The sequence below is a fragment of the Vibrio sp. 10N.261.54.A5 genome (genome assembly GCF_041471145.1).
In the GTDB taxonomy this organism is placed as follows: domain Bacteria; phylum Pseudomonadota; class Gammaproteobacteria; order Enterobacterales; family Vibrionaceae; genus Vibrio; species Vibrio crassostreae_C.
The window spans coordinates 28,818-48,036 of record NZ_JBFRNU010000070.1; the positions used below are offsets into that span (position 1 = coordinate 28,818).

The window sequence follows — 19,219 nt, forward strand, 5'->3', positions numbered from 1 at the left end:
TCTCAAGTTTATTTATCGAAACAAACAACAAAAAAATTAAAAAAAGCCATGTATCAATAACTCTACATGGCTTTAATGAGGGCAACTTTACGCTGCCCTATCTCCTTGTTGGCTTAGACTAAATGTCGGTTTAGACTAAAACTAAGCTCTCTCGATTAAATCGAGCTTTGGTCGAAGTCGTTGCCTTGATCCGTTCCAGTTTGAGAATCTGAATCGAAGCTTCCAGAGTCGTCCGTGAAGTCAACACCTTGATCTTGACCACCTGAACTTGTCCAGTCGCTGCCACCAGATTCCATACCCGCCATGTCCGGTTGCTGTTCTTGCGTAGAACCTTGCATGGTGTATTGATCATCGACCTCAACTTCAACAGAACCGCTAGCACCGTCTATTGAGCTACCCAATTCGTCGTAACCTTGGAATTGGATCTCGCTAGTACCTTCGTAACCTTCTGGGAGTTCGACAGATACAGGCTGCTCTAGGTTGCCACTGATTGTGAAGCTACCATCACCGTTATCCAGTGCATTGCTCACAGTAGCGCCCTCAGGTAGACCAGACATATCAGCGTAATCAACCGATTCGTTACCACTCACCTCATCTGGAATCGAGATAGAGATAGTATCGCCCGGTGCCGCGGTTACATCTGCTGTACTGTCTTCAGTTTCAGCATCTTGAGCTTGGTCATCAGCTTGTTGAGCCACTTCCACTTGTTGCTCTTCTGTTGCTTGAGCAGCTTGGACTTGTGGTTCATCACTTTGTACTGAATCATCTTCAACTTGGATGCTTAAGCTGTGACTTGATACTTCACCGCCGTCGTTAACTTCAACATTCATCGCTAAATTGCCATCGAAGTCTTCGTTCGGCCAGTAAGTCCACTCACCTTCACCTGATTCGGCAAAGAAGCCAGCATCGTTCGCGTCTGCAACATCAACAACTTGTGCAGAATCACTGACGCCTAACTCATCCACCAGCTGTGCATCCGTGATAGTTAGTGAACCATCATCAGCTAAGGTATAACCTTCGCTCGCCGCTGCTTCATCGCCACTTTGGATATCCACATTGAAGAAGCTTTCGATACGATTTTCGCCATCGGTCGCTATAAACCCAACTTGAACATCGCCGGTGTAGTCTTCAGCAGGAGTGAATTGATAGTTACCTTGGTTATCGCTCTCAATTACGCCCTGACCTTCCATCAAGCTTACTGACTCAATGCTCAAGCTGTCGCCTTCTGCATCGCTCAGATTCGCTAACATGTCTTCATCAGTGAACGACAAGGTGGCATCCGCTGCGATTTCCGTCGTTGTGATGCTGTTAACTTCTGGTGCTGCATTCCCTTGCGAGTCACCTTCTTTCACGACTACGCCAGTTTGCTCATCATGAAGCACGCCATCTTTATCAACTACGTACGCAATGTCTGCTTCGCCCGTGAAGCCTGGTGCTGGTGTGAACGTCCAAGTGCCATCGCCATTATCGACAATCTCACCTTGGCTGCGGTCGGCAAGATGAACCAGTTTCACTTCATCATCGCTGTCTGCATCCACATTCTCAGCCAAACCAATTAGGTCGTCCGCCGTTAGGATGATGGAATCACCCGCCACAGTTTCGAAATCACCTGAATCGATACCATCATCAAACGCTTCCGGCTCATCTCCGTAATCAACCGTTGTTGCGCTTACGGTTACGAAGAACTCACCATGGAAGTCTTCAGGCGGCGTCATTTGAATGTTTGAGATATCCCAGTCGAACAGGTCGATGTATTGACCCGGCTCGGTGATCATCACGGTATTCACACCATCTGTTACCTCGAATCCAACAGGGAAACCTGTCATCACCAAGTTACTTAGTGTTTCTGAATCATCGACTAGGCCAACGTTCAGTCCCAAGTGACCCGTTTCATCTTCGCCGAAGACTAATGGACCGTCATGGTCAGTTGAAATAACCGCGCCATCTGCGACAGGACGTACGTACACAGGAACATCGAGAACCGTTTCGAACTCACCGTCACTCACGACAACTTGTAGGTCAGAAACACCCGCAAAGTCGCCTGTTGGTGTGAATGTCCAAGTACCATCACCGTTGTCTGTAACTTCTCCGCCATCTTCACCGTCTGCGGTGATAATGCGAGAAACAACAAGGTCTGCGGTATCAATGTCACCGAACAAGTTCATCAAGTCCCCAGCATCGAAGGTGAACGCGCCATCTTCGTCTGTGGTCATCATTGCGTTGCCGACATTGAATGGTGCGTCGTTAACCGGAATGACATCCACATTCAGCGAGCCATCAACCACTTCTTCACCGTCAGTAGCTTGATAACCGAGTTCTACTAAGCCATTAAAGTCTTGAGTAGTCACTAAGTGATACATGCCGTCTGGTTGCTGAGTTAAGGTCGCATTCGCTGGTGCTCGTACTGTGATGCTCTCAATGCTGATCTCGTCGCCATCAAGGTCTGTCACTTGACCCGCGATGTAAGCAGGGTCAATCACCATGACCACATCTTCTTCGCCTTGCATCTCAATCATTGGTGCTTCAGGTGCATCATTCACTGGCGTGACATCGATGTTGCCGTCGACTGAAATTGTCTCTTGGCCATCGCTAACGTTAAACGTCATTGGCACATCGCCATTGAAGTTTTCGTTTGGTGTAAATGACCAAGTACCATCTTCGTTATCTAGCAACTCACCCAAGCTAGGGTCGATTTGTAGACCAGAAGCCGACAGCTCGTCTGCGGTGTTATCGATGTCGGTAGCTTGAGCTAACAACATGTCTTGTGTGATAAGAATGGTGCTGTCTTCGGCTGTGGTTAGTTTCACATCCTCCGACTCAGGTCCATCGTTCACGGCCAGAACTTCGATGCCTGCCGTTGTTGTAGCAGTCGCACCGTCATCATCGGTCACGACCACATCTAGGCTGATATCACCATTAAAGTTCTCGTTTGGCGTGAAGGTCACAGACCCGTTATCGTTTTGAACCAAGGTGCCGTCAGAGCCTGTGTAAGTCACACTTTCAAGCGACACTTCACCATCAACGTCAGAGCTATTAGCAATTAACTGCTCAGGGCTGATTGTAATGGTGCCATCTTCGTTCATTTGGTAAGACGTAGAACCCGCTACCGGCGCATCGTTAACATCCGTTACCGTCACACCAATATTAGCATCGACTGTCTCAGTGCCATCAGTCACTGTGAAGCCAAGGTTGACATCGCCATTGAAGTTCTCGTTCGGAGCAAAGCTATAAGTGCCGTCACCGTTGTCAGTGAACACACCCTCTGCGCCCGTGTAAGACACATCCGTGATAGAAAGGTCATCACCATCAATATCCGCAGCACCTGCTAATAGGTCAGCGTCAGTGAAGGTTAGCGTTCCATCTTCCTCAACAGTAAAGTTTTGGTCTTCTGCTGTTGGTAGGTCATTGACTGGATTAACGGTTAGGTCGACGCCAGCTTGAACAGTTTCAAGGCCATCTGACACATCGAAGCTCAAATCAATGTCACCGTTGAAATCAGCATCCGGCATGATAGTAAATGAACCATCTTCGTTCGCTGTTACAGTCGCATTGTCACCTGCAGATAGATTGCTTGCGGTTAGTGCATCACCATCAACATCCGATGCGTTAGCCAGCAACTGCTCTTGAGATAGCGTAATTGAACCATCTTCATCAACCGAGTAAGCCAGGTTTCCAGCCACTGGTGCGTCGTTAACTGCAATAACTTCAATACCAGCGGTGGTTTGAGCGGTAGCACCGTCGTCATCAATAACCGTCACATCAAGGTTGATGTCGCCGTTAAAGTTTTCGTTTGGTGCGAACGTTACCGAACCATCTTCATTTTGAACCAAGATACCGTCTGTACCTGAGTAGCTCACGCTATCAAGAGACACTTCCCCGTCCACATCGGAGCTATTAGCAATCAACTGCTCAGGGCTCAATGTGATGGTGCCATCTTCGTTCATTTGGTAAGACGTTGCGCCTGCCACAGGTGCATCGTTAACGTCTGTTACCGTTACGTCGATGTTTGCATCGACTGTCTCAGTGCCGTCAGATACTGAGAAGTCTAGACTTACGTCACCATTGAAGTTCTCGTTCGGTGCAAAGGTGTAAGTGCCATCGCCATTGTCGGTGAACACACCCTCTGCGCCAGTGTAAGACACGTCGGCAACTGAAAGCTCATCACCATCAATATCAGAAGCACCCGCTAGCAGTTGCTCGTCTGTAAAGGTAAGTGAACCGTCTTCTTCAATGGTGTAAGCGACATCTTCTACAACTGCGATGTCATTCACTGGATTCACAGTAAGGTCGGCCGTTGCGACAACCGTTTCAGTACCATCAGAAAGGTCGAAGCTTAGGTCAATATCGCCATTAAAGTCGGCATCTGGGGTAATGGTAAATGAACCATCATCGTTTGCCGTAACTGTAGCGTTATCACCCGCGGTTAGGTTGGCAGCGCTAAGATCATCGCCGTCCACATCCGATGCTTGAGCAAGCAGTTGCTCTTGGCTTAGCGTGATTGAACCATCTTCATCCACAGAGTAAGCCAAGTCACCCGATACTGGTGCGTCGTTGACTGCGATAACATCTATTCCCGCAGTCGTTTGAGCGGTTGCACCGTCTTCATCTGCAACGGTGACATCTAGGCTGACATTGCCGTTGAAGTTTTCATTTGGTGCGAAGCTGTAAGTACCATCGCCATTGTCAGTGAAGATACCGTCTGCACCTGAGTAGGAAACGTCGCTAACGGATACATCACCTTCAATATCTGAGCTGTTCGCAAGAAGCTGCGCTTCAGAGATGGTAATCACGTTATCTTCGTCAACGCTGTAGGTCGTTGAACCTGCAACTGGCAAGTCATTAACGGCAATGACGTCGATACCTGCGGTTGTTTCAGCGGTTGCGCCATCTTCATCCATAACAGAGACATCAAGACTGATGTCACCGTTAAAGTTTTCGTTTGGAGCAAAGGTGTAAGTACCATCACCATTATCAGTGAATACACCATCAGTGCCGCTGTAGCTTACATCGCTGACAAACACTTCCCCTTCAACGTCCGAGCTGTTCGCCAGAAGTTGTGCATCGCTTAGGGTAATACTGCCGTCTTCTTCAACGCTGTAAGAGGTTGTGCCTGTAACCGGTACGTCGTTGATTGGAACCACTTGAACATCAATATTCGCCGATACAACATCTGTACCATCACTCACATCGTAAGTTAGGTCGACATTACCATTGAAGTTCTCGTTTGGAGCAAAGGTATAAGTACCGTCGCCGTTATCCGTGAACACACCGTCTGTACCTTCGTAGTTAACCGACTCGACAGAAAGATCATCGCCGTCAATATCCGTTGCACCAGCCAATAGCTGTTCATCGGTAAAGGTCAGCGAACCATCTTCATTAATGGTGTAGTCGTGGTCGTAAATAACCGAAAGGTCGTTAACTGCTGTTACAGTAACGTCTAGTTCCGCAGGCGTAACCCCGCCGTTACCATCGTCCACGTTGTAACTAATCGAGAATTCACCATTGAAGTTCTCTTCCGGTGTAATGGTGTAAGTACCATCACCATTGTCAGTGATAAGAGCGTTCTCAATTGAAACATCTCCAACACTTGGTTCGTTACCACCCGTTTCACCAGAATCATCACCTTCCTCGCCGGTTAGCAATTCAGAGATATCAATGCCGTTTTCATTCGCAAGCGCTTCTTCTGCCGTTGGTAAATCAAACGCATTCTCGCTGCCTACATCTTGGCTTGGAACAATAACGCCATTCACGATATCAAATACATGCCAATGGTCACCTGATGGGTTATCAGATAAATCTGGGCTGAAGGTTTCAACCAATGTATCGCCTACAAACACCTGAACTTGTACATCTTCAACACCATCTACATCCCAACTTCTGCTGGTGTAGTTGTGTACTGAATAGTGCATGTCCGCATCTTGGTAGTTTGGAATGGTGATGGTTTCAGGGCCGCCACCATTTGTGTCATCTACATCTTGTTGAACAACGTTACCTTCACCAAGATCATGGCTCATGTCGCGATAGTAAATATGGTCTAGCTCATTGCCATTCTCTGTATCGTAGAGCCATAGGTGGTTGTCCATATCACGTGGACTGTCGCCCCATGTGACCACGATACGCATATCTGTTTCTTCAAGTACTTCCGATATTGCGGTTACGCCGCCATTCACATCTTCGCCCGCAGGGACTAGGAAGCTACTGGTAATTGAACCTTCTTGTTCAATGGTTACCGTGCCTTGGTCAACGACTGAACCTGTAACAGAGTAATTACCTGAATCATCCGTTACTGTGGTGTAGCTATTGCCAGCGCTGTCGGTCAGGGTGACTTCTGCACCAGACACTGGATTACTGGTTTCAGCGTCCAACACTGTACCGGTTACGGTTGTTTCATCGCCCTGTTCTCCAATAATTGCGGTCATGTCATCGTCTTCGATGTCAGTCGCGAATTGTAGGAGCTCTTCTTGAGTAATGGTGTATGAACCATCTTCTTCAATGGTTATCGCCACATCAGCAGAAACAATCGGTGCGTCGTTCACTGGGTCAACGGTTAAGCCTAAGTTAGCGGCAATTGGAGTGTCGCCATCGCTGATGCTGTAGGCAACATCGATGTAGCCATTGAAGTTTTCGCTTGGAGTGATTGAGAACGTGCCATCGCCATTGTCGACAATCGTTGCATCGTCACCCACTAAGGTTAAGTCGGAAGCGACAAGGTCGTCGCCCTCAATATCAGCGGCATTCGCAAGTAGCTGCTCCTGCGTGATAGTGATGACATGATCTTCATCAACGTTCGCGTAAACATCAGATGTCGTTGGCAAGTCATTGACTGGGTTTACCGTCAGATCGGCGTTCGCCACAATTGACTCAGTGCCGTCTGAAATATCAAAGCTTAGGTCGATATCGCCATTGAAGTTAGCATCTGGCGTTACCGTAAAGGTGCCATCGCCATTATCAACAACAGTTGCATTATCGCCTGCGCTTAGGTTGCTTGCGGTCAGGTCATCGCCATCCACATCAGATGCTTGAGATAGCAACTGCTCTTGAGTCAGAGTAATCGAACCATCTTCATCAATGCTGTATGCCAAGTCACCCGATACTGGTGGATCATTAATTGGAAGAACATCAATACTTGCGCTGGTGGCTACTGTCGCACCGTCTTCATCTGTCACCACTACATCGAGGCTAACATCGCCATCGAAGTTTGCGTTCGGTGCAAAGCTGAATGTGCCGTTGCCGTTGTCAGTAAAGATACCGTCAGCGCCTGTGTAAGTAACACTATCAATCGCCACTTCACCTTCAATATCAGAAGAGTTCGCCAACAGTTGCTCTGCACTGATGGTGATAACTTCATCTTCGTTGACTGAGTAACTGGTTGAGCCTGCGATTGGCGGATCGTTCACCTCAAGTACAGTGATTCCCGCGGTAGTCGCTTCTGTTGCCCCTTCTTCATCGGTAACAACAACCGCTAAACTCACATCTCCATTGAAGTTCTCGTTTGGAGAGAAGGTGTAAGTGCCGTCACCGTTGTCTTCGAACACACCATCACTGCCAGTGTAAGTCACGCTATCAATCGCAACCTCACCTTCAATATCTGAAGAGTTGGCTAATAGCTGTTCGTTACTGATCGTGATTGAGTTGTCTTCATGCACAGTGTAAGACGTGCTACCCGCCACTGGTGGATCGTTCTCAGGCGTCACGCTCACATCAATGTTGGCTTGAACCGTATCCGTGCCATCTGACACATCAAAGCTGAAGTTCACATCACCATTGAAGTTCTCGTTTGGCGCAAAGCTGTAGCTTCCGTCACCATTGTCAGTAAGCACACCATCAGCACCAGTGTATGTCACACCTTCGACTGTTAGGTCGTCACCTTCAACATCCGTTGCACCCGTTAACAGGTCTGCGTCAGTGAAGTTAAGAACCCCATCTTCACCAATAGTGAATGCTTGATCTTGTGGCTCTGGCGCATCATTGACAGGTGTTACCGTCAAGTCTAGGCCAGCCGCGACCATGTCCTCTCCATCGGTGACATCGTAACTAAATTCGATATTACCGTTGAAGTTTTCACTCGGTGTAATGGTGAAACTGCCATCGTCGTTCATTTGAACGGTCGCATTTTCATCATTGGTGGTTAGGTTGATTGCTGATAGGTCATCACCATCAATGTCGACAGCGTGCTCTAGCAACTGCTCTTGAGTTAGCGTGATGCTGTTATCTTCGGCTGTAACGGCACTAATATCACCGTCAACTTCTGGAGCATCGTTCGCAGGTGAGATGTGAATCGTCACGTCTTGCGTAGCTGTTGCGGTTGTACCGGTATCAACATCTGTTGATGTTGCATTCACAGTTAGAACCACATCACCATTGAAGTCACCTGAAGGGATAAACTCTAGCCCTTCTAGCTCGCCTGGTTGCAATGACCAAGTGCCATCACCGTTATCGGTACCTGCAGAAAGCGAGCTGCCTTCTGGCACGTCTTCAATCAAGATAGCAAGGTTTTCTGAGCCATCGGTATCTGTTAGAGCTGCATCAATATCAAGTGGTACAGGTGTGTCTTCAGTACCAATGATTTGGTAATCCGCGTCAGACACTGTGATTTCGATGTTGTCGATACCAAACGCCTCGTCACTCACACCTTGGTTCAAGGTTGAACCGAAGCCTAACTCAAGTTGGCCGTCTTCAACGGGTACCGTTAGGTTGATTTGATGTGCTTGGTCGTTCCAACCACTGAAGCCTTCACCTTGCGACACGCCGTGAACAACTTCACCGACTTCATTGCCCGCTGAATCGTACAACGTTGTAGTGCCATCTTGAGTTTGGAACGCCGAGTTATCTAACGAAGTAAGCTCTTCGCCGCCGACAAAGATTTGGAATGACTCACCATCCCAAGAATCAATTTCGTAGAAACTGAACGAGATATTAACTTCGCTCACATCACTTGGAATGTCGTAAGTTTTGCTGACAGCTTCATCGCCACCAGTTCCACCAATACGACCTAGCATGTCACCTGATTCGAAGCCTTGTGAGCTTTCAGTACCGGTATTCCAGCCGTTTGAGCCAGACTCGAAGTTGTCTGAAGCAATCACTAGGTCAGAAGCAATCGACAGCTCTGGCATATCAACCACAGATTGAACATCAATCGTCGCTTCTGCTGGTACTGTCGCTGTACCGTCATTCACGTCGAACGTCACGTTCACATTGCCGTCGAAGTTTTCATTCGGTGCGAATGTGTAAGTACCGTCGCCGTTATCAACCAAAGTACCGCTATCTGAAGCCACATTTTCAACCGATAGGTTATCGCCATCAATGTCGCCCGCATTTTGCAGCAGTTGCTCTTCTGTAAAGGTAAAGCTGGTGTCTTCTTGAGTCACAAACTGTGGCTCACCGACTGTTGGCAAGTCATTGACAGGGTTAACGGTAAGATCAGCCGTTGCTTGAAGCGTCGCATCGCCATCGGTAATGTCGAAGTTCAAATCAATGTCGCCATTGAAGTTAGCATCTGGCGTGATAGTGAAACTACCATCATCGTTTGCTGTAACTGTCGCATCACCACCAACGGTTAGGTTAGCCGCTGTTAAGTCATCGCCATCAACATCACTCGCTTGAGCAAGTAATTGCTCTTGGCTCAAGGTAATTGAGCCATCTTCGTCCACGCTGTACGCCAAGTCGCCCGATACCGGAGCATCGTTAACAGGCAGAACATCAATGCTTGCGTTGGTCGCTACGGTTGCGCCTTCTTCATCAGTAACGACAACATCAAGGCTTACGTCGCCATCGAAGTTAGCGTTAGGTGCGAAGCTGAATGTTCCGTCACCATTGTCGGTAAAGATACCGTCTGAACCTGTGTAGTTAACGCTATCAATCGCCACTTCACCTTCGATATCAGAAGCGTTTGCCAACAGTTGCTCTGAACTGATGGTGATAACTTCGTCCTCGTTGACTGAGTAGCTGGTTGAGCCTGCGATTGGTGGATCGTTCACCTCAAGTACAGTAATACCCGCGGTGGTCGCTTCAGTTGCGCCCTCTTCATCAGTTACGACAACATCAAGGCTAACTTCGCCGTTGAAGTTTTCGTTTGGTGAGAAGGTGTAAGTACCGTCACCGTTGTCTTCAAAGACACCGTCAGCGCCAGTGTAAGTCACGCTATCGACTGCCACATCACCTTCAATGTCAGAAGAGTTAGCAAGTAACTGTTCGTCGCTGATGGTAATTGAGTTGTCTTCATGAACGGTGTAAGACGTGCTACCTGCAACCGGTGGATCGTTCTCTGGTGTCACGCTGACATCAATGTTGGCTTGAACCGTATCCGTGCCATCTGACACATCAAAACTGAAGTTCACATCACCATTGAAGTTCTCGTTTGGCGCAAAGCTGTAGCTTCCGTCGCCATTGTCAGTAAGAACACCGTCGGCACCTGTGTAAGTCACGCCTTCAACCGATAGGTCATCCCCATCGATATCGGTAGCACCTGTTAGCAAGTCTTCATCTGTGAAGTTCAAGATGCCGTCTTCGCCAATGCTGAACGTTTGATCTTGTGGTTGTGGAAGGTCATTGACTGGGTTAACGGTTAGGTCAGCCGTCGCAACGAGCGTGTCTGTACCGTCGCTAATGTCGAACGTTAGGTCAATGTCACCATTGAAGTTCGCATCTGGCGTAATGGTAAAGCTGCCGTCATCGTTAGCAACAACCGTCGCGTCTCCATCAACAATCAAGTTAGAAGCAGTAAGGTCGTCTCCGTCTACATCGCTTGCTTGAGAAAGAAGCTGCTCTTGGCTCAAGGTAATCGAACCGTCTTCCTCAACACTGTATGCCAGGTCGCCTGATACTGGCACGTCGTTGATTGGTAATACATCAACCGTAATAAACGTATCAACTTGAGCGCCGTCTTCATCTTGAATGGTCACATCCAACTGCACTTGGCCGTTGAAGTTTTCATTCGGAGCGAAGCTACATGTACCGTCACCATTGATTGAGAAGATACCGTCTGGGCCATCGTAGTTGATCTCAACAAGCTCAACATCACCTTCAATATCAGAAGCGTTCAGCAGAACTTGAGACTCATTGAAAGTCAGTACTGAATCTTCATCGATGGTGTATGACGTTGGGCCAGCAACTGGCGGATCGTTCACCTCAAGGACAGTAATACCCGCAGTTGTTGCTTCGGTCGCGCCATCTTCATCCGTCACGACAACATCTAGGCTAACTTCGCCATTAAAGTTCTCGTTTGGCGAGAAGGTGTATGTACCGTCACCGTTGATTTCCAGAACACCGTCGCTACCACTGTAAGTCACGTTATCAATTGCGACTTCGCCTTCGATATCCGAAGAGTTCGCTAGCAGTTGTTCGTTACTGATTGTAATAGAGTTGTCTTCATGAACCGTGTAAGACGTACTACCCGCAACCGGAGGATCATTCTCTGGCGTCACGCTCACATCAATGTTAGCGGTTACCGTATCGGTTCCATCTGATACATTGAACGAGAAGTTGACGTCGCCATTGAAGTTTTCGTTTGGCGCGAAGCTGTATGTGCCATCGCCATTGTCGGTTAGGACACCATCTGCGCCAGTGTAAGTTACACCTTCAACACTTAGGTCGTCCCCTTCAATGTCCGTCGCACCTGTTAATAGGTCTTGGTCATTGAAGGTTAACACGCCATCTTCGCCGACTGTGAATGCCTGGTCTTGTGCTTCTGGACCATCGTTCACTGGTGAAACTGTTAGCTCTAGGTTGGTAGAGACAACATCATCACCATCAGACACATCAAACGTAAAGCTAACATCGCCATTGAAATCAGCATCTGGCGTTAATGTGTACGTACCATCACCGTTATCGGTAATCGTAACGCTCTCATCATCGGTCGCTAAATTCAGAGCCGTCAGATGGTCGCCATCGAGATCTCGAGCATTAGCTAACAAGTCTTCTTGCGTAATGGTGATAGAACCATCTTCTTCTACTGTTGCTGCAACAGGCAGCGCTTCAGGTGCGTGCTCAATGTGCGCGCCTGTCGCGTTAATGTAGATGGTTTGAGAGACCGTTTCAGAATCATCATTCGATAGCTCTGTTGCGGTTGCCGTTACATGAACTTCAAACTGTTCGTTGAAGTCTTCTGGTAACTGGATTTGTAGTGAATTTTCGATAGCCGTTGTCGGTAAGTTCACCGTACCATCAGGGCCAACCGTTACTTCACCGCTGTAGATTTGGCTGTTCACTTCACCCACATCGATTGTGAAGTTGAAATCTGTGTAGTCAGCATCACCGCCGCCATACAAATCTTCAAAGCCGTAAACCAGCTCGCCGTCTTCATTAACCGTCGTGCGAGTATGTTCGATACCATCTTGGTTTAGCTGAGAGCTTGAACCACCATGGAAGATCGCGTCACCATTCTGGCCTTGAATCACTGTCTCGGTTCCATCAGCAGCCACAAAGACAAGTTGAGGATCAACCGTATCCATGTTCGCAGGCGAACCATCCTCAGCACGGAACTCGTACTGACCGTCTTGCATCGCATCAAAGTCGTTGTGCTGATGTCCGTTTGGAATTAAGAACAGGTTAAAGCTTTCGCCTTCCTCGACTTGGAAGCTGAATTGATCTTGCCCTGGAACAAGGTCGCCGCCACCACCAACTTGTGATGCGTTTTCGTAAACAACTTCAACACCTGTGATGTTGCCGTCTTCGTCTACTTTGTAGTAACCCGCAGCGTTTTGGTAGCCAGCCGTCTCACCTTCAAACGTTACTGTGATTTCAGTGTCGTTGTAACTGGTGATACCGTTCTCTTGGTCATTCAGAACGCCTTCGTTATCGTATTGAATAACCGAACCTTCTGGCACACCATCTACTATAACAGTGAGTGTTTCAGACAAGTCTTGGTCGACAAGTGCCGCCGCAATGTTCAGTTCAACAATGCCGCCTGGCTCAACCAAAATAGCTTGGTCATCAACGTTAACGCCGTCGCCATCGGTTATCACAAGATCCGGCGCATCCGCGACTGCTTCAATATGAACGTTAAGGTCTTGTTCAACCTCATCCGTACCGTCTGTTACCGTAAAGCTGAACTGCAGATCACCACTGAAGTGCTCTTCAGGAACGAAGCTGAACGTGCCGTCACCATTGTCGGTGACTGTGCCTTCATCGCCAGAGTAATTGATGCTAGTAACGCTTAGGTCGTCGCCATCAATATCAATCGCACCACTCAACAGATCTTCTTGAGTGAACAGGATGCTGCCATCCTCTTCGATGTGGTACATGCCTGGGGCAACAATTGGAATGTCATTCACCGGATTCACGGTCAATGTCATATCATTAGACGTGCTCAGCTCACCATCGCTCACCTCATAAGTGAATGCAATATCACCGTTGAAGTTTTCAGAAGGTGTCACTGTGTACGTGCCATCACCATTGTCTACAATGCTGGCGTTCGGATCATTGGTTTCAAGCGAAGAAGCAAATAGCTCATCGCCATCTTGGTCGCTCGCGTTCTCCAACAGCATTTCTTGTGTAACGAGGATTGAACCATCTTCGTCGACATCTGCCACCATCGGTGTCGCTTCTGGCGCATCGTTGACGAACTCAACTTTTAGGTCGATGTTTGCGGCAACCACATCAGTGCCATCGCTCACATCAAACGCTAAGTCAACATTACCGAAGAAGCCTTGCTCTGGTGTTAATGTGTATGTTCCGTCACCATTGTCTGTGACTTCTACCGTGTCGCTTGCGCTCGTTACATTCACAACTGACAGTTCATCACCTTCAACGTCTGTCGCTTGTGCCAGTAATTCAGCTTCGGTAATAGTAATCGCTTGACCATCTTCCGTAGCGAAAGACATGTCAGGCACGTCTGGGGCATCATTGATTGGATTTACGGTTAGGTTGAGGTCAGCGGCAACAGTTTCGATTGCGTCAGTGACATCGTAAGTAAATTCAATCTCACCAAAGAAATCTGCACTTGGTGTAATCGTGAAGCTACCGTCTGGGTTTTCTACAACAACAGCATTTGGATCGTTGGTCGCAAAGTTAACCGCTTCAAGGTTATCGCCATCTACATCGGTTGCATTCGCTAACAGATCCTCTTGAGTAATAGTGATTGAACCATCTTCATCAACAGTGGCTTCAATTGGACCACTCACCTCAGGGCCTTCATTGACAATTTCAACGTCAATTCTTGCAGTGCTTGGTGCACTTGCTTGGCCATCACTGATATCGAAAGTCAGATTCACTTCACCGTAGAAGTCTTCTGCAGGTTCGAAGGTAAAGGTATTATCACCGTTATCCGTTAACGTACCTTGCGTTTGGTCTGCAAGTAATAGGTTTTCGACATGAAGAATGTCGCCATCAACATCGGTCGCACCAGACAATAGGTCTTTCGCTTCGATGATCATGGAGCCGTTTTCAAGCATTTGGGTGTGCAATGGTTCACCCGGAACCGGCACATCATTGACTGGTACGACCGTTAGGTCTAGATGCGTTGCAACTTCATCAGTTCCATCAAACACCTTGTAGTCGATGTCGATTTCACCATTGAAGTTTTCATTCGGCATGAAGGTAAACGTACCATCGCCGTTATCAACTAGCTCACCGTTATCACCACCGTAAGTGATGTCAGAAATAGACAGCGTATCGCCTTCCACATCTGTGGTGTTCGCTAGCAAGTCATCTGCACTGAACGTGATACCTTCATCTTCATCTGTCGATAGAACAATCGGGCCAGAAACGATTGGCGCATCATTTACTGATTCGAAATTGATATTGATGATATTGCTGTCTGTCAGCTCACCATCGGTAACTTGGTAACCAAGTTCGATTTCACCATGGAAGTTTTCATCCGGTGTTACCGTCCAAGTGCCATCACCATTATCGGTGAGTGTTGCATGCTCTGAGTTTTCACCCACTAGCTCTAGATTTTCAATATCAAGGTCGTCGCCATCAATATCAGATGCTTGCGCCAGTAGTTGCTCTTCGGTAATCACAACCGAAGCAAACTGGGCAGAACCATCGGTATCGACAGTAATATTCGGAAGATCAGCCGTTAACTCGATTTCGTTGTCACCCGCATGGATATTCAACTCAACCGTTTCAGTAATCTCTGAGCCATCTACACCAATCGATGTAAACACCGCTTCATCATGACAAGTTTGTGACACTGTCATGTTTTGAACGACGTAAGTACCATTACCTTGCACGGTACCAAGCTCAAAGTAGGACACTGGTTGATCAACCGTTAGCGTGTAATCTGTCTCGAAAGTACCACGGTCTTCTTTGTGGTAAGTCATCGAGTCAATTAGGTCGCCATCCTCATTGAACGCTTTGATTTCTACTTCTGTAAAGTGACGAGACTCTTCCATGAACCAGCCACCCAAACCATCTAGGTGGAAACTGATTTCATTGATGTCTTGACCTTCAACTGAAACCGTCAGTTTCTCATCACCACTTAAGCCTTGGCGGTCAGTATCACCGATACCATGACCAATGTGGGTGTTGCCATTCCAGGCACCAAGAGGGTCATCGTTACTTTGAACAGTTACCGTTAAGTCACCATCTGAGAACTCACGCGTATAAGGGTCAACTTCTGTACCCCAATCATCCACACTCGCGTTATCGTCAAACGTACCGATTTGTGTGGTGTGTGTACCTTCAGCAAGAGCATCTTCACTTGGAACAAAGCGCACTTCGGTATCTGCAGGAACTTCTTGTCCTACTTCCAGTACCACCCATTCGTCATTCACATTTGCTTCAATGATGCCGTTTTCTGGCGCTTGGTCTAAACGTAGTGCTGGTTCTTCACGAAGTGTCACACCAACTGTTTGGTCTTCTTGCGCTTGGATGAAGATTTCATCGCCCGCTTCTGGCGCATCGTTGACAGGGTTAACCGTCAAGTCGAGTGTCGTCAGAACTTCATTCTCACCATCACTGATGCTGTATGTGAAGTCCAACTCGCCATTGAAGTTTTCTGTGTGCGTAATAGTGAATGAACCATCGTCATTAGTAACAATTGTCGCATCTGGATCGTTGGTTTGTAGGTTAGATGCCGTTAACTCATCACCTTCAACATCGGTCGCATTAGCGAGTAACTGCTCTTGAGTAATGGTGATTGAATTATCTTCATCGACTTCAGCCTGAATGCCCGAAGTTTCAGGTCCGTCATTCACAGCGATAACATCGATGCCAGCGGTTGTGGTTGCGGTTGCACCGTCTTCGTCAACGACAACAACGTCTAGTGAAATATCACCATCGAAGTTTTCATTTGGCGTAAAGGTGTAAGTACCATTGCCATTATCAACAAAAGAGCCGTCATCACCGGAGTACGATACTCCAGACAGTGAAACATCACCTTCTACATCGGAAGAGTTTGCCAATAATTGCTCATCACTGATCGTGATTTGGCCATCTTCTTGAACTGTGTACGATGTTGAGCCCGCTACTGGTGGGTCATTCTCAGGCGTTACGCTGACATCAATAACAGCTGATGTTGAATCAGTACCGTCAGAGACATCGAATGAGAATTGAACATCACCATTGAAGTTCTCGTTTGGAGCAAAGCTATATGTGCCGTCGCCATTATCGCTAAGAACACCATCTGCACCAGTGTAGAGCACGTTTTCAATCGACAGTTCATCACCATCAATATCCGACGCACCTGCAAGCAGGTCAGCATCGGTGAAGAGTAACGTACCGTCTTCTTCAATCGTGAACTGTTGATCTTGCGCTTGTGGCAAGTCATTAACCGGATTCACGGTAATGTCTAGGCCAACTTGAACTGAACCACCATCGTTATCGATGATATCGAAGTTCAGATCTAGGTCACCGTTGTAATCTGCGTTCGGTGTGATGGTGTAGCTGCCATCATCATTGTGTTGGATGGTCGCATTTTCATCAGTAGATAGATTGATAGCTTCTAAGTTATCGCTATCGATATCACCTGCTCTTGCTAGCAATTGCTCTTGGCTTAGCGTGATGGAGCTATCTTCATTGATGGTGTAAGCCAAATCGCCCGATACTGGCGCATCATTGATTGGCAATACATCAACGTTAATGTGTGTTTCAACCGTTGCGCCATCTTCATCTTGAATGGTCACACCCAGTTGAACCTGACCATTGAAGTTTTCGTTGGGTGCAAAGCTGCATGTACCATCACCATTTACAGTGAAGATACCGTCAGAGCCATCGTAGTTAATGCCAACAAGTTCTACATCGCCTTCGATATCCGAAGCATTCACAAGAATCTGAGATTCACTGAACGTCAGAACCGAATCTTCGTCAATGGTGTATGACGTTGGACCCGCAACTGGTGGATCGTTCACTTCAAGAACGGTAATACCTGCTGTGGTTTCATCAATTGCACCTTCTTCATCTGCAACAATCACATCAAGGCTGATATCACCGCTGAAGTTTTCATTAGGAAGGAAGGTATAGCTGCCATCGCCGTTATCTTGGAACACACCATCAGTGCCACTGTAAGTCACAGTATCAACCGACACCGCACCTTCAATATCCGAAGAGTTAGCTAGCAACTGTTCATCAGAAATTGTGATGGCATTGTCTTCATTGACCATGTATGAGGTTGAACCCGCAACTGGCGGATCGTTCTCAGGAGTCACACTCACATCAATGTTAGCGCTGACTGTTTCTGTGCCATCAGACACATCGAAACTGAAGTTCACATCGCCATTGAAGTTCTCGTTTGGCGCAAAGGTATAAGTACCATCACCGTGGTCGGTCAGTACGCCATCACCACCTGTATAGCTAATACCTTCAACGGTTAAGTCGTCGCCATCAATATCGGTGGCACCGGTAAGTAAGTCGGCGTCTGTAAATTGAAGCGTACCGTCTTCTGCGATACTGAATTGTTGGTCTTGAGGAACCGGCAAGTCATTAACTGGGTTAACAGTAAGATCGGCGGTTGCTTGAACCGTGTCAGTACCGTCAGTGATGTTGAATTGAATATCAATGTCACCATTGAAGTTCGCATCTGGTGTGATGGTGAAACTGCCGTCATCGTTAGCTACAACCGTCGCATCACCACCAACTGTTAAGTCACTTGCGGTTAGATCTTCGCCTTCTACATCGGACGCTTGAGACAACAGCTGATCTTGGCTCAGTGTGATTGAACCATCTTCGTTAACGTTGTAAGCCAAATCACCAGACACTGGCGCATCATTGATTGGTAATACGTCAACATTGATGACGGTTTCCACTTCTGCACCATCTTCATCACGAATGGTGACATCAAGCTGAACTTGGCCATTAAAGTTCTCATTTGGAGCGAAGCTGCAAGTGCCGTCACCATTTACTGAGAAGATACCCTCAGGGCCATCGTAGCTAATACCAACAAGCTCAACATCCCCTTCTACATCTGAGGCGTTAAGCAACACTTGAGACTCACTGAAGGTAAGTACTGAGTCTTCATCAATGGTGTAAGACGTAGGGCCTGCAACCGGCGGATCGTTCACTTCAAGAACATTGATGCCCGCGGTCGTTGAGTCGGTCGCACCATCTTCATCAGCAACAACCACATCCAGTGCAATTTCACCGCTGAAGTTCTCATTTGGCGAGAAGGTGTAAGTGCCGTTACCATTGATTTCGAGGACACCGTCGCTACCAGAGTAAGTCACGCTGTCTATCGATACATCACCTTCAATATCTGAAGATGTTGCCAATAGTTGTGCATCAGAAATGGTAATCGAATTATCTTCATTCACCGTGTAGGACGTTGAGCCCGCAACAGGCGGATCGTTCTCAGGAGTCACGCTAACATCAATGTTTGCAGACACGGTATCGGTACCGTCTGACACATCGAAGCTAAAGCTCACATCACCATTGAAGTTTTCGTTTGGAGCAAAGCTATATGATCCCTCACCCAAGTCAGTCAGTACGCCATCAGTGCCTTCATAAGTGATGCCCTCAACCGTCAGGTTATCACCTTCAACGTCTGTCGCGCCTGTAAGCAGATCCGCGTCTGTGAACTGTAAAGTACCGTCTTCTGCAATACTGAACTGTTGGTCTTGAGGGACTGGTAAATCATTTACAGGATTAACTGTAAGGTCAGCCGAAGCTTGAACCGTATTGGTGCCATCAGAGATATCGAAGCTGATATCGATGTCACCATTGAAGTTCTCATCTGGCGTGATGGTGAAGCTGCCGTCGTCGTTAGCTACAACCGTCGCATCACCGTCGACCGTTAGGCTGCTGGCCGTCAAGTCATCGCCTTCCACATCTGATGCTTGAGAAA

At 47.5% G+C, this 19,219-nt stretch carries 1 protein-coding gene; it reads right to left on the reverse strand.

Annotation, left to right across the window (positions count from 1 at the left end):
- Nucleotides 1-155: 155 nt before the first annotated feature.
- A partial coding sequence (locus AB4329_RS20175) for a tandem-95 repeat protein (protein WP_372139129.1) occupies nucleotides 156-19,219 on the reverse strand: 19,064 nt, incomplete at its 5' end.